General features: G+C 68.0%; 10 protein-coding genes and 1 pseudogene. 6 read left to right on the plus strand and 5 right to left on the minus strand.

All coding sequences use genetic code 11. The features are described from left to right. Positions 1–40: 40 nt before the first annotated feature. Positions 41–1,294 carry an imelysin family protein gene (locus GM910_RS18620; RefSeq protein ID WP_159589953.1) on the minus strand — a complete coding sequence of 418 codons (1,254 nt, stop codon included), beginning with the start codon at positions 1,292–1,294 and terminating at the stop codon, positions 41–43. A gap of 129 nt (positions 1,295–1,423) precedes the next feature. Further along, a complete protein-coding gene (locus tag GM910_RS18625; RefSeq protein ID WP_159589955.1) occupies positions 1,424–2,230 on the minus strand; it encodes an undecaprenyl-diphosphate phosphatase in 807 nt (268 codons plus the stop codon). A 138-nt stretch (positions 2,231–2,368) separates the two neighbouring features. Here GM910_RS18625 and GM910_RS18630 point away from each other — a divergent pair, with 138 nt between their 5' ends. The 6 genes from GM910_RS18630 to trxA all read left to right on the plus strand — a co-directional run bounded on the left by GM910_RS18630 (position 2,369) and on the right by trxA (position 11,982). After that, entirely contained in the window at positions 2,369–3,058 is a 690-nt protein-coding gene (locus tag GM910_RS18630) for a glutathione S-transferase family protein (RefSeq protein WP_159589957.1), read from the plus strand. Further along, complete coding sequence (gene queG / locus GM910_RS18635; protein WP_159589959.1) at positions 3,058–4,218, plus strand: tRNA epoxyqueuosine(34) reductase QueG; 1,161 nt, start codon at positions 3,058–3,060, stop codon at positions 4,216–4,218. Before GM910_RS18630 ends, queG begins: the two co-directional genes overlap by 1 nt. Positions 4,219–4,226: 8 nt before the next feature. Then, on the plus strand, positions 4,227–4,943 hold the full coding sequence (locus tag GM910_RS18640) for a nucleotidyltransferase family protein (RefSeq protein WP_159589961.1): 717 nt from the start codon (positions 4,227–4,229) through the stop codon (positions 4,941–4,943). Further along, positions 4,940–8,065, plus strand: a complete 3,126-nt coding sequence (addB, locus tag GM910_RS18645) for a double-strand break repair protein AddB (RefSeq protein ID WP_159589963.1) — start codon at positions 4,940–4,942, stop codon at positions 8,063–8,065. Before GM910_RS18640 ends, addB begins: the two co-directional genes overlap by 4 nt. Continuing rightward, positions 8,062–11,583 (plus strand): double-strand break repair helicase AddA, encoded by a 3,522-nt coding sequence (gene addA / locus GM910_RS18650; RefSeq protein WP_159589965.1) that lies wholly within the window; start codon positions 8,062–8,064, stop codon positions 11,581–11,583. Before addB ends, addA begins: the two co-directional genes overlap by 4 nt. A gap of 75 nt (positions 11,584–11,658) precedes the next feature. Continuing rightward, positions 11,659–11,982 (plus strand): thioredoxin, encoded by a 324-nt coding sequence (gene trxA / locus GM910_RS18655; RefSeq protein ID WP_159589967.1) that lies wholly within the window; start codon positions 11,659–11,661, stop codon positions 11,980–11,982. A 73-nt stretch (positions 11,983–12,055) separates the two neighbouring features. Here the strand turns inward: trxA and GM910_RS18660 are convergent, their stop codons facing one another. From GM910_RS18660 to trpA, 3 genes and pseudogenes are all read right to left on the minus strand, one after another. Then, complete coding sequence (locus GM910_RS18660; RefSeq protein ID WP_159589969.1) at positions 12,056–13,384, minus strand: bifunctional folylpolyglutamate synthase/dihydrofolate synthase; 1,329 nt, start codon at positions 13,382–13,384, stop codon at positions 12,056–12,058. A 34-nt stretch (positions 13,385–13,418) separates the two neighbouring features. Further along, the gene (gene accD / locus GM910_RS18665; RefSeq protein ID WP_159589970.1) at positions 13,419–14,345 is read right to left on the minus strand and encodes an acetyl-CoA carboxylase, carboxyltransferase subunit beta; all 927 of its coding nucleotides are present in this window, start codon (positions 14,343–14,345) and stop codon (positions 13,419–13,421) included. 55 nt (positions 14,346–14,400) lie between these two features. After that, positions 14,401–14,506 (minus strand): annotated as a pseudogene (gene trpA, locus GM910_RS26990) (tryptophan synthase subunit alpha); the annotation flags it as partial.

A 14,506-nucleotide genomic window follows, 5' to 3' on the forward strand; every position in this document is an offset into this window, starting at 1 on the left:
TAGAAAAGGCCGCCGCACCTGGCGCGACGGCCCGCCAATCTTACTGGAAGACCGCGTTGGGATCGTCCAGGCTGTCGGAGCCTTCGATCGTCACGCCGGAAAGGTCAAGCGCCGCGATGACGCGCTCGATGGAGCGGGTCTGGTCAACGAGGCCGTCGATAAGCGCCTGCACGGCGGCGTTGCCGTCCGCGTTGCCCTCGCCGATCATCTGGTCGTAGGCCTCGACCGTCTCGGCACGGTCTTTAAGTGCTTCGGCGGCTTGAAGCGTGGCGGCGAGCTTGGCTTCCATCTCGTCGGCAAGGGCCGGATCCGCCTCGCGCACCAGTTCGGCCAGGCTAGGCCCCTCCACTGTCCCGCCGCCGGTCCGCTCATAGCGGCCGAAATAGACGTTGTTGATACCGAGAACGTCATAATAGTGGCTGTTGTGGGTGTTGTCGGAGAAGCAGTCGTGCTCCTCCTCCGGATCGTTCAGGAGCAGCCCGAGCTTCATGCGCTCGCCAGCAAGCTCACCGTAGGAGAGTGAGCCGAGGCCGGTCAGCATGGCCGTCAGCCCGGTCTCCGGCTCGCCTTCGCTGAGTGCCGTGCGCCCCTCGCCGCCTTCCTTCCAGTTGACCACCATCTCTTCCAGGTCGGCAACCAGCAGGTCCGCCGCCGCCTTGAGATATTGCGCGCGACGCTCGCAGTTGTCGCCGGTGCAGTCCTCAGTGTCGAAATCCGTATAGGGGCGGTTGCCGGCACCGGGTCCTGTTCCGTTCAGGTCCTGCCCCCACAAGAGGAACTCGATGGCGTGGTAGCCGGTGGCGACATTGGCCTCGATGCCGCCCAACTCGTGCAGGGACTGGATGAGGTCGGGCGTGATCTGCGAAGCATCGACGGTCTCGCCGGCAGCGCTCACCTCGTCGTTGGCAATGACGTTGACCGTGTAGAAGCTGTTTTCATCGGACTCGGTGCCGTAGCTGGCGTCGACGTAGTCGATCAGCCCCTCATCCAGCGGCCAGGCGTTCACCCGGCCTTCCCACTCGTCGACGATGGCGTTGCCGAAGCGGTAAGCCTCTGTCTGCTGGTAGGGTGCGCGGGAAGCCAGCCAGGCCTCGCGGGCGGCGGTCAGCGTCTCCTCGGAAGGATCGGCAATCAGCGCATCCACCGCGCCTTGCAGGGCGCGCGCCGTCTCCAGGCTGTCCTCGTAGCCGGCGAGCGCAATGTCGGCATAGGTATTCAGAACGGCCGAGGGCTCGGCGGCATGGGCAGCGGAAACGGCCATGCCGGCCGTGGCGAAAGCAATCGTCAGCTTCATTAAAAATCCTCCAAAGCAGGTTTATGGGTGCGGAGGACAAGCCTTACCCCACCTCACTAATTGTGGAGTGAAAAAATCACATTTGAAGCCGCCCCGCAAGACACCATACCTGAAAGGAAAAAGAACGCCTTATCCCAGCAGGAAAAGCGCCGTAAGCCCCAGAACCCCGACGAGAATCCGCCACCAGCCGAACAGCGCATAGCCGCGCCGGGAGACAAAGCCGAGCAACGAGCGCACCACGATCACGCCGGCGATGAAGGCGGCTATGAAGCCGACGGCGATGATCTCCACGTCGGCGGCGGTGAGGACGCTGTAGTTTTTGTAGAGATCGTAGGCGAAGGCGCCAGCCATGGTGGGCATGGCGAGGAAGAAGGAAAATTCCGCCGCCGCGCGCTTGTCGGCGCCCAGGATGAGCCCACCGACGATCGTCGCGCCGGAGCGCGAGGTGCCGGGGATCATGGACAGGCACTGGAACAGGCCTATCTTGAAATACATGGGCAGCGGAAAGCGGGTGATGTCGTCGTAGAGCGGCGCCTTGACCCAGCGGTCGACCCAAAGAAGCACGATGCCGCCCAGGATAAGCATGATGCAGATCAGCCTTGGCGTCTCGAAGAGCACGGTCTTGATGACGGTGTAGGCGAGCACGCCGATGACGGCGGCCGGCAGGAAGGCGACGAGAATTCCGATCACGAAGCGCCGGGTTGCCGGGTCGTGCGGCAAATCGACGGCCATTTTCCACAAGCGCGCGGCATAAACGCTCAAGATCGCCAGAATGGCGCCGAGCTGGATGAGGATCTCGAAGGCCTTGCCGGTCGACTTGAAGCCGAGGAAATGGCCTGCCAACAGAATATGCCCCGTGGAGGAGACGGGAATGAACTCGGTCAACCCCTCCAGAACGCCGAGCAGGAGGGCTTCCGCAATGGTCTGGTCCGGCACGCTTTCTCCTTGGCTGGGTTTGCTTGTCAGGCCCGGCGTCTGCCCGTATAGCTCGGCGGAGAACTCGGGAATCAGACCGCCTGAGGAATACCGTCGCGGCCACGAAATGACCAGAGCATTCATGTATCACGTGCAGCCATGCTGACCCTGTTTCACCATCCGCTCTACGCCTCCTGCCGATTCGTCCGCTTGGCTTTCGGCGAATACGGCGAGGAGCTCGCCCTGATCGAGGAGCGCCCCTGGGCGCGACGCAAGGAGTTTTTGTCGCTCAATCCGGCCGGCACAATCCCCGTGCTCCTGGCGGAAGGCGACCATGTCATCGTCGGCGCGACGGTGATCGGCGAGTACCTCGACGAGACGCGCGGCGCCTTTAAGCGCGAGAAGCGGCTGATGGCCGAGGATTCCATCGCCCGGGCGGAAATCCGCCGCCTCGTCGACTGGTATCTGGTCAAGACCGAAGGCGACGTGACGCGGCATCTGGTGCGTGAGCGGGCGCTGAAGCCGCTGATGGGCGGCGAGGGTGGCGGGGCGCCCGATTCCGCAGCCATACGCGCGGCGCGGGCAAACGTGCGCCAGCACCTGAAATACACCAACTGGCTGGCCGCCACGCGCGACTGGCTGGCCGGCCCGCGCCTTTCCTATGCGGACGTGGCGGCGGCCGCGGCGCTCTCGACCCTCGATTATCTCGGCGAGATCGAGTGGCGCGAGTATCCGGCGGCGCGCGACTGGTACAGCCGCATGAAGTCGCGCCCCTCCTTCCGTTCCCTCCTGAGTGACCGCGTGCGCGGGCTTTCACCCGCCTCCCACTACGCGGACCTGGATTTCTGATGCGCGCGGCGCAAGCCCATCCGGAGCGGCTGCGCGCGTTCATCGAGAAGGAGGCGCGTGCGGCAGGCTTCGACGCGGTGGCGGTGACGGCGCCCGACGCCGCGCCCATGGCTTCCATGCGGCTGTCGCATTTCCTGCGCGAGGGCCGCCACGGTTCGATGGCATGGATGGAGGAGACGGCCATGCGCCGCGCCCGCCCGCGGACACTGTGGCCGCAGGTGCGCTCTGTCATCATGCTGGGCATGAACTACGGCCCGGAGGAAGACCCCCTGCCGCTTCTGGAACGCAAGGACAGGGCGGCGATCTCCGTCTACGCGCAGAACCGCGACTATCACGACGTCGTCAAGGGACGGCTGAAAGAGATCGCCGGCAAGCTCGCCGCCAGATGCCACGCGGATGTGAAGGTGTTCGTCGACACGGCGCCGGTGATGGAAAAGCCGCTTGCGGAGGCGGCGGGGCTCGGCTGGCAGGGCAAGCACACCAACCTGGTGAGCCGCGAGCTCGGCTCCTGGCTCTTTCTCGGCTCCATCTTCACGACGGCCGAGATCCCGCCCGACGCGCCGGAGAGAGACCATTGCGGCTCGTGCCGCGCCTGCCTCGACATCTGCCCGACGGACGCCTTCCCCGCGCCCTATCAGCTCGACGCGCGGCGCTGCATCTCCTACCTCACCATCGAGCACAAGGGCCCGATCCCGCCCGAGTTCCGCGAAAAGATGGGCAACCGCATCTATGGCTGCGACGACTGCCTGGCCGTCTGCCCGTGGAACAAGTTCGCGCGTACCGCCTTCGAGGCCAAGCTGAAGGCGCGCGAGGACCTAAAAGCGCCGCGGCTCGAGGACCTGCTGGAACTCGACGATGCCGCCTTCCGCGCCTTCTTCTCCGGCTCGCCGATCAAGCGTATCGGCCGTGACCGCTTCATCCGCAACGTGCTGATCGCCGCCGGCAATTCCGGCGATGCGGGGCTCGTGCCCGCGTGCGAGCGGTTGCTTCGCGACGATTCGCCGCTGGTGCGCGGGATGGCCGTCTGGGCGCTCGCGCGGCTCATGGACCCGCAAGCCTTCGCGGCGCTGGCGCGGCAAGAAAGGGCGGACGAGACCGACGACGACGTGATGGCGGAATGGGCCGACGCCCTCCCGCAAAAGCGGGAAGCCGTCCATTGAGCGGGAGAATGCCGCAGAAGGCCATGATGCTCGCCGCCGGCCTCGGCACGCGCATGCGGCCGTTGACGGAGACGACGCCGAAGCCGCTCGTGCCCGTCGCCGGAAAGCCGCTGATCGACTGGGGGCTCGACGCGCTGCAACGGGCGGGCGTGGCGGAAGTCGTGGTGAACGTCCATCATCTGCCGGATTTGATGACCGCCCATCTTGGCCGGCGCACCGCCCCCCGGATAACGATCTCCGATGAACGCGACATGCTGCTCGATTCGGGCGGCGGTGTCGTCAAGGCGCTTCCCCTTCTGGGTACGGAGCCCTTCCTCGTCCTCAACGCTGACACGTTCTGGATCGACCGGGGCGAGCCGAACCTTGGGCGCCTTGCCCTTGCATGGGACGCCGCCCGCATGAATATACTCATGCTCCTGGCGGACCCGGCTTCCGCCACAGGGCACACGGGCAAGGTGGACTTCACCATGGATGGGGAAGGGCGGTTGGAACGCGCGCGCGAGGGGGAGGACGGCTTCATCTATGCCGGCGCCTTCATCGTCCATCCGCGCCTGTTCGCCGGCGCCCCCGCCGGCCCGCATTCCCTCAACATGCAGTTCGACCAGGCCGCCGCTTCAGGTCGGTTCTTCGGCCTGCCCCTCGACGGCCACTGGATCACCGTCGGCACGCCTGGGGCGATCGCTCCCGCGGAGGCGGCGCTGCGGCGGCTCGGCGCGGCCCCGTGACCGCGGCGCGCACAACGCCGCGCGTCTTCTCCATCCCGCCTGGCGTGCCCTTCCTGCCGGCGCTTGCCGAGGCGCTTTTGTCCGGTGCGCTGGTGCCGGGCTTTCGCCATGACGGGGATCCGCTGGCGCTCGCCGAGGCAACGGTCTACCTGCCCACCCGCCGCGCGGCGCGGGGGCTGAGGAGCGTGCTGGTCGAGCGGCTTGGCGGCCGTTCCGCCATCCTGCCTGTCATCCGCCCCCTCGGCGAGTTCGAGGCCGACCTTGCCGATCTGGACGGCGAGGGCGGGGCCGCCATCCTCGACCATGCGCCGCCAATCGGCGAGCTCGAGCGCGTTCTGCTGCTCGCGCCGCTGGTACGGGCTTGGAAGGCGCGTGTGCCGGCGCATGTCGCCGCGCTCTTCGAGGAAGGCGTGGTCGTGCCCGCTTCGCTGAGCGACAGCCTGTGGCTCGCTCGCGACCTTGCCGCCCTGATGGACGAGATCGAGACCGAGGAAGCCGACTGGACGAGGCTCGCGGATCTGGTGCCGGAGGAGCTTGCCGGCTGGTGGCAGGTTACCCTCGACTTCCTGGACATCGTCACCGCCGCGTGGCCGGACGTGCTGGCAGAGCGCGATCGCTCGAACCCAGCCGCCCACCGCAACGCCATGCTGGCGGCCGAAGCCGCGAGGCTGAAGCGCAATCCCGGGAGTGGCCCTGTGATCGCCGCCGGCTCCACCGGCTCGATACCCGCCACGGCTCGGCTGCTCGCCACGATCGCCCGCCTCGACAACGGCGCCGTGGTTCTGCCCGGCCTCGACCGCTATCTTGACGAGACCTCCTGGCGGGCGGTGGGTGCGAGCGAGGAGCCCGCGGCCTGCGGCCATCCGCAATTCGGCCTGAAGAAGCTCACCGCCGGCATCGGCATCGCCCGTGCCGACGTGGCCGAGCTTGCCGCGCCATCGCCCGCGCTCGCCGCGCGGCGCCGGCTGACGAGCGAGGCGCTGCGGCCGGCGGAGACGACCGAGCTGTGGGCCGGCAACAGGGAGAGCGTCGAACAGGCCTTGCGCGATGGCGCGCTGGCCGGCGTTAGCCTGGTCGAGGCGGCGAACGAGCGCGAGGAGGCGCTTGCCGTTGCCGTGGCGCTGCGCCATGCCGTCGCCCACGAAGGGAAGACGGCCGCGCTGGTCACGCCCGACCGCGCGCTGGCGCGGCGGGTGGCGGCGGAGCTGCGCCGCTTCGGCATCGAGGCCGACGATTCGGGCGGCAGCCCGCTTGCCGACAGCGTGCCGGCCACGCTGATGCGGCTCATGCTGGAGGCCGTGTGCCGGCCCGGCGAACCGGTGGCGATCATCGGCCTCCTGAAGCATCCGCTCCTGCAGCTCGGCCTGCCGCGTCAACAGGTGCGCGGCGCAGCGGAGCTGATCGATCTGGTGGCGCTGCGCGGCGGCACGGGGCGGCCAGACGCCGCCGCGCTTTCCGCCCTGTTCGACACGCGTCACGCTGCCCTCGCCGACGCGCGCAAGCCTTTCTGGTTCGGCCGGCTGACCAAGCGGAACCTCACCGAGGCACGCGAGGTTCTAGCGGCACTCGAAAAGGCGCTGACGCCGCTCACCGCGTTGCGGGGCGAGCGCTTGGTCGGCCTCGCCGCCGCGGCGCGCGCTTCGGCCGAGGCGCTGGAGGCTCTGGCTCGCGATGCCGACGGCAGCCTGGCCACGCTTTATGGCGGCGAGGCGGGCGAAGCGCTGGCGCGGTTCCTGCGCGAATTGGTCGACAGCCTTTCCGCGCTGGAGGTGGAGCTTGCCGAGTGGCCGGACGTCTTCGCCGCGCTCATCGCCGGGCAGGTGGTGAAGCCGGCGCACGGCGCCGACCATCGCGTCGCCATATGGGGCACGCTGGAGGCGCGCCTGCAGAGTGTCGACACGCTGGTGCTGGGCGGCCTCAACGAGGGCACCTGGCCGCAGGTGCCGGCTTCCGACCGCTTCATGTCGCGCCTCATGAAGGCCGAGCTTTCGCTCGAGCCGCCGGAGCGGCGCATCGGCCTTGCCGCGCACGACTTCATGATGGCGCTGGGCGCGCCCGAGGTGGTGCTTTCCCGCTCGGCCCGCGCCGGCGATGCGCCTGCCGTCGCCTCGCGCTGGCTGCAGCGGCTGGCGGCCTGCGCCGGGCCGGCGGAGACAGACGCCATCAAGGCGCGCGGCCGCCGCTTTATCGACTGGGCGCACGCGCTGGAGACCGGCGAGGACGAGCCTTTCGCGCCACGCCCTTGCCCCAAGCCGCCACTGGAAGCGCGGCCGCAGCGCTTCTCCATCACCGAAATCGAGACGCTGCGCCGCGACCCCTACGCCGTCTACGCAAAGCGCATACTCGGCCTCTCTCCCCTTGACCCGCTCATCCGCGATCCGGGTGCGGCCGAGCGCGGTACGCTGTTCCACGACATCCTGCAGGCGTTCATCCAGTCGGGCGCCGACCCCTGCGCCGCCGACGCGTTGGACAACCTGCTTGCGGCCGGCCGGGCGCTTTTCGCCGAAGCCGGCCTTCCTGCCGATGTCGCGGCGGTGTGGTGGCCGCGCTTCGAGCGCACGGCGCACAACGTCATTGTCTGGGAGCGCGGGCGCACCGAGGGTATCGTCGCCCGCCACGCCGAAATCCGCGCCGAACCGCTCGAAGTCGGTGCCACCGGCAAGCTGCTTGCCGGCCGCGCCGACCGCATCGACACGCGCGCCGGCAACCGCGCCGACATCATCGATTACAAGACCGGCTCCAACCCTTCCAAGGTGCAGGCGCACCGTCTGCTCGCCCCGCAGCTTGCGCTGGAGGCCGCGCTTTTGAGCCGCGGCGCCTTTGCCGGGCTGGGCAACCCCGCTGCGGACGAACTATGCTATGTGCGGCTGAAGGCGAACGGCGCTGTGGAGCCCGAATCGATCCTGAAGATCAGGGACAGCGAGAAGACGGGCCCAGCACTCGCGGAAGAGGCCTGGCAGCGGCTCGAACGGCTGCTCGCCTATTACGACTCTCCGGAAGCCGGCTATCTTTCCCGCGCCCTGCCCTTCAAGGAAGGCGATATGGAGGGCGACTACGACCATCTGGCGCGTGTCCTGGAGTGGTCGGCGGGAGGTGATACCGGCGAAGAGGAGGCCGAATGAAAAAGCCCCTCCGCATCCCCGAAGATACGCTGAAGAACCAGGCTCTCGCCTCAGACCCAGCGCTCTCGGCCTGGGTGTCGGCCCATGCCGGCTCGGGCAAGACGCATGTGCTGGCAAGCCGCGTCATCCGCCTTCTCCTGAAGGGCACGGACCCCTCGAAGATCCTCTGCCTCACCTATACGCGCGCCGCCGCCGCCAACATGGCCAACCGGGTGTTCGAAAAGCTTGCCGGCTGGAGCCTGCTGCCGGACGAGAAGCTTGCCGAGGAGATCGCCGGCCTCGAAGGCCGCAGGCCGGGACCGGATAAGCTGCGCCGCGCGCGCCAGCTCTTCGCTCGTGCGCTGGAAACGCCGGGCGGCCTGAAGATCCAGACGATCCACGCCTTCTGCGAGGCGATCCTGCACCAGTTCCCGCTGGAGGCGAACATCGCCGGCCATTTCGAGCTCTTGGATGCGCAGATGGAAGAAGCGCTGTTCGGCGAGGCGCGGCGCGACCTTCTGACCGCCGTCGCCGCCGTGGGTGATGGCCCGATGGCGGAGGCCTTCGCGCAGGTTCTGGAGCGCGGCGGCGAGGCCGGCCTGCAGCGGCTGCTCACCGAGATTGTGGCGAAACGCGAGGAGCTGCGCCTTTTCATCGATGCCACAACAGACGGCGTCTCCTGTCTGCCTGAGCTTCTCGCCGAATTCGGTTTCGCCGAAGGCGAGACCATCGAAAACCTTGCCGCCTCGGCATGGCCCGTGCCCGGCTTCGATCCGGCGGAATATGGTCGCTTTGTCGCCGCCGCCGAGGAGACGAACGCGCGCTCGGTGCTGAAAAACATCGTCCCCACCGCCTCGCTGGGCTTTGCGGAGGTCGATCCCGTGCGCCGTCTGGAACTGCTGGCCGAGGGCTTCCTCAAGGCGGGCGGCGATCCCTACGGAGAGAGCACCTTCAGGGCGGCGCTGAAGGACCGCTTGCCCGGCCTCTACGAGCGCTATCGGGCGGCGGCGGCCTTCCTGCAGCGGGCCGCCGACCGGCTGGCGCTCTATCGTATGCTGGAGGCGACAAGCGCTGCGCTCGGCATCGCCGATGCGCTGATTTCCCGCTACGAGCGGCTGAAGCGGGCGCGCGGCTTCCTCGATTTCAGCGACCTCATCATGCGCACCGTGCGGCTTCTCGCCCGCCAGGACGTCGGCCCCTGGGTGCAGTACAAACTCGACCGCGGCATCGACCATATCCTGATCGACGAGGCGCAGGACACGAGCCCGCCTCAATGGCAGATCGTGCGGCAACTCGCGGAAGAGTTCTTTGCCGGCGAAGGATCGCGCGCGGGAGTGGAACGCACCATTTTCGCCGTCGGCGACGAGAAGCAGTCGATCTACTCCTTCCAGGGTGCCGAGCCTGCCGCCTTCGCCGAGAGCGGCGCCGCCTTCGACAAGCGCGTTCCGCAAGGCGGCGGGCGCTTTGCGAAGGTGCGGCTGAAGCGCTCCTTCCGCTCTACCTATGACGTTCTGCGGGCGGTCGACCTGGTGTTTTCCCGCGAAGAGGCGCGCCGCGGCCTCACCCGCGATCCCGAGCTGATCGAGCATGAAGCCGTCCGCGAGAACGCGCCCGGCTATGTGGAGGTCTGGTCTCCGCTGAGCCCGCAGGTCGTGGCGGAGCCGGACGACTGGACGCTGGCCGTAGACCATGCCTCCGCCCCCGCAGCAAGGCTCGCCGAGGTGATCGCCGACAAGATCGAGCGCTGGCTGAAGGACGGCGAGATCCTGGAAGGGCAGGGCCGGCGCCTGCGGCCAGGCGACATCATGGTCCTGGTCAGGAAGCGCGACCGCTTCGTCCATGCGCTGTCGCGCAGCCTGAAAAACCGCTATATCTCCGTGGCCGGCGCCGACCGCCTGCGCCTGACGGCCCATATCGCCGTCAAGGACCTGACGGCGCTCGGCCGCTTTCTCCTGCAGCCGCACGACGACCTGTCGCTGGCGGCGGTACTCAAGAGCCCGCTCTTCGGGCTCGACGAGGAGGCGCTGTTCCGTCTCGCCTGGCCGCGCGCCGACGGGGTCTCTCTGTTCGCCGCGCTGCGCGAGAAGGCGAAGGCCGATGGCGCGCTGGGGGCGGTCCTCGAGACGCTGGTCGACTGGCAGGCGCAAGCCGCCTTCAAGCCGGTCTTCGAATTCTATGCCGGCGTGCTCGCCGGCACGCCCGAGCGCGAGGGCGTGCGCAGCCGCTTCGTCGGCCGGCTGGGGCACGAGGCGCACGATATCCTGGACGAGTTCCTTTCCTTCTGCCTGACAGGCGAGAGGACGGGCCTGGTCGGCCTGGAGGCGTTCTTGGCGACGCTGGAGGGCGCCGCCCCCGAGATCAAGCGCGAGATGGACCAGTCGCGCGACGAAATCCGTATCATGACGGTGCACGCGGCCAAGGGGCTGGAGGCGCCGGTAGTCTTTCTCGTCGACCCCGGCAGCGCGCCGGTCAGCAACAGCCACCTGCCGATACTCATGCCTTTCCCGATGCGGGAGGCCCGGCCGGTCACCGGCTATCTGTGGCGTCAGGGCAAGGATCTTTCCAATTCGCTTGCCCGCCGTTTCGAGGCGGAGGCGCGGGAGAAGGCGGAGGACGAGTACCGCCGCCTGCTCTATGTCGGCATGACGCGGGCCGAGGACCGGCTGATCGTCTGCGGCTATCATGGCGCGCGGCCCGCTCCCGCCACCTGGCAGACGCTCGTGCGCGATGCCTTTGCCGGCCAGGCGGAGACCGAGGAACGGGACGATCCGAAGGATTGCGCGCCGGTGCTGCGCTTTCGCGTCACGCCGCTTTCAGAGGCGGGGCCGGTGGAGGCCGTTGCCGCGCCCGAAGCGACGGGCGAGCCCTTGCCGCCGGAAATGAGACGGCCGTTGCCGCCCCCGCCCGCACTGCCGCGCCCGCTGTCGCCGTCGGGGGCCGCCGCGTTGATCGACGGCGGCTTTGAGATAACTCCCTCGCCGCGCTCGCCCGTCCTCGACGGCTCGGAAAGGCCGGGCCTTGCCCTGGAGCGGGGCAATGCGGTGCATCGCCTGCTGCAGGTCCTGCCCGACCTGCCACCCGCCGAGCGCGAAACGGCCGCCCGCCGCTATCTGGAGCGCCTCGGCGCCGGCTGGCCCGAGGGAGAGGCGGAAGGCGCCCTCGGCTCCGTCCTGACGATCCTGCGGGATGCCCGCTTTGCGCCGCTTTTCGCCCCCGCTTCACGGGCCGAGGTCTCCGTGATGGGTGAACTGACCATCGGCGGAGCGCGCCGCGCCGTCGCCGGCAAGGTCGACCGCCTGGCGGTGACGGAGGAGGCGGTGCTCATCGTCGACTATAAGACCAACCGTCCGGCACCCGCCGCTCCTGCCGAGGTGCCGCTGCCCTATGTGGCCCAGCTTGCGCTCTACGCGGAGCTTTTGAAGCCGCTTTATCCGGGCCGCCATGTCTCCGCCGCGCTGCTTTTCACCGAGGTTCCGCGCCTTCTCCCCGTGAGCGAGTCGGACATGGCCGCCGCCCTTGCCCGACTCACAAGGGCGTGAGAAAAGGGGTGCTTGAACCCTTCCCCGCCCGGCCCCACATGTCGGGGCGACACTTGCCGAGACAAGGAGAGGCTGATGGCCACCGTCACCGTAGACAACAGCAATTTTCAGGCCGACGTGCTGCAGGCGAGCGAGCCTGTGGTGGTGGATTTCTGGGCGGAATGGTGCGGCCCCTGTAAGATGATCTCCCCCGCCCTCGAGGAGATCTCCGCCGAGCTGGGCGGCAAGATCAAGGTTGCCAAGCTCAACATCGACGAGAACCCCGAACTGGCCGCGCAGTACGGCGTGCGCTCCATTCCCACGCTGATGCTGTTCAAGAACGGTGAAGTGGCCGACATGAAGGTCGGTGCCGCGCCGAAGACGGTGCTGTCGGCGTGGATCGGTGGCGCGGTTGCATAACCGGCCTGAGCGGTCTTTCGATACGTGGAAAGCCCGGTGAAAGCCGGGCTTTTTCTTTGAAGCGGTCCACCTTTCAATCCGGAGGCGTGCCGTTCTCCGCCAGGACCTCGCCGACGAGGTAGAGCGAACCGCCGATGAGGATGCGTGGCGGCACCTCGCCGTCCCACGTGTCGGCCAGCAGCTTCAGCGCATTGGAGACCGAGTTTACCGGCTCCGCCGAGAGGCCGGCGCTGTTGGCGCGGGCGGCGAGCTCGCTGTTGGGCGTGCCGGCATCGCTGCTTTCCACGGGCACCGTATAGACATGCCGCGCCATGCCCTCGAAGGCGCGAAAATAGCCGGTCTGGTCCTTGGTGTTGAGCATGCCGGTAATGAGGATGAGCGGCCTCGGCCGCTTCTCCTCCGCTTCCGCCAGGGCCTCGGCGATCACCGCCCCGGCGCCGGGATTGTGCCCGCCGTCGATCCAGATTTCCGTACCCTCCGGCGCCATCGTCGAAAGCCGGCCCTCGGGCAGCCTCTGCAGGCGCCCCGGCCATGAGATGCTGGACATGGCGCGCTCGGCCGCGCGGTGGCCGATGGTGAAGCCGGCGGCCCTGACAGCGGCGATGGCCGCCGCTGCGTTGGCGATCTGATGGCGGCCGGCAAGGCGCGGCAGCGGCAGATCGAAGAGGCCGTCTTCGTCCTGATAGACCATGCGGCCGTTCTCCTCCACGGCGATGAAGTCCTGCCCGTAGACCTTGAGCGGGCAGTCGAGCCGCTCCGCCGTCTCCACCAGCACGTCGCGCGCCGCGTCCCACTCCTGCTGGCCGATAACGACGGGCGAGCCGGCCTTGATGATGCCGGCCTTCTCCGCCGCGATCAGCTCCACCCGGTCGCCCAGATAGGCTTCGTGATCGAGCGAGACCGGCATGATGAGGCTGACGGCGGGGTGCGCGATGACATTGGTGGCATCGAAGCGCCCGCCGAGCCCCACCTCGACGATGGCCGCATCCGCCGGATGCTCGGAAAAGAGCACGAACATGACCGCGGTCAGGATCTCGAAGACCGTGATCTGCTCGCCGCGATTGGCCTCCGCCACCCGCTCCACCGCCTCGGCCAGCACCGCGTCCTCCACCAGCCGCCCTCCGCCGGGGGCGGCGACGCGGTAGCGCTCGTGCCAGTTCACCAGATGGGGGGAAGTGTGGACATGCGCTGTCTTGCCGGAAGCTTCGATAAGGGCGCGCGCGAAGGCGGCCGCCGAACCCTTGCCGTTCGTGCCGGCGATGTGGATGACCGGCGGCAGCTTCTCGTGCGGGTTGCCGAGACGTTGAAGCAGCCGCTCGATGCGCTCCAGCGCCAGGTCGAAGCCCTTCGGATGGAGCGACATCAGCCGCTCGATGGCGCGTTCGGCGGTATCCACGGTCATGGGTTGCCCTCAAAGGCGAGGCAGGATGGCACGATCACGCTTGCTCGGACGCTTCGGCAAGCTCCGCTTTGGCCGGCGCCGGCAGAACTGCGGGCGCGCTCTCGGCCTCTTCGTACGTCTTGAGCAGGATCTTGATGAGCCGCGCCACCGTGGCTTTCATCTCCAGCCTGGAGACCACCATGTCCACCATGCCGTGCTCCATCAGATATTCGGCGCGCTGGAAACCCTCGGGCAGCTTCTCGCGGATCGTCTGTTCGATCACGCGCGGTCCGGCGAAGCCGATCAGCGCTCCAGGCTCGGCGATGTGTATGTCGCCCAGCATGGCATAGGAGGCGGTCACGCCGCCGGTGGTTGGGTCGGTGAGAACGACGATATAGGGGAGCCCCGCTTCCTTTAGCCGGTCGACGGCAACCGTGGTGCGCGGCAGCTGCATCAGCGAGAAGATGCCCTCCTGCATGCGCGCACCGCCGGAAGCGGCGAACAGCACCAGCGGCAGCCGCCGCTCGACGGCCGTCTCGAAGCCGCGGATAATGGCCTCGCCCGCCGCCATGCCGAGCGACCCGCCGATGAAGGCGAAATCCTGCACGGTGGCCAGCACCTCCTGACCCTCGATGCGGCCGACGGCGTTCAGCACCGCGTCTTCGAGGTTGGTCTTGGCCTTGGCGTCACGCAGGCGGTCGCTGTAGCGCCGCTCGTCGCGGAACTTCAGCGGGTCGACCGGCGCCTTGGGGTTTCCCAGCGTCTCGTAGGCGCCGTCGTCGAAGAAGAATTTCAGCCGCTCACGCCCGCTGATCTTCATATGGTGGCCGGAGGAGGGGATGACCCACTGGTTCTCTTCCAGGTCCTTGTGGAAGACCATCTCGCCCGTCTCGGGATCCTTGATCCAGAGGTTCTCCGGCATATCGCGGCGACCGAGCATGGAGCTGATCTTCGGCCGCACATAATTGGTGATCCAGTTCATGGGCTAGCCCTTTCCGTTTCCGTTCCGGACAGCACCTTGTCCGGCAAGAATGCGTTCATTGTTCGGCGGTTGCAAGACGCGCCTCTTTTACGCCCTCCGCCAGCCCGCGCACCAGTGTCGATACGGCCTCGGCGGGGTCGGCGGTGGTTTTGCCGTCGGGG

Origin of the sequence: Chelativorans xinjiangensis (assembly GCF_009812055.1) — a bacterium.
GTDB classification, from domain to species: Bacteria; Pseudomonadota; Alphaproteobacteria; order Rhizobiales; family Rhizobiaceae; genus Chelativorans; species Chelativorans xinjiangense.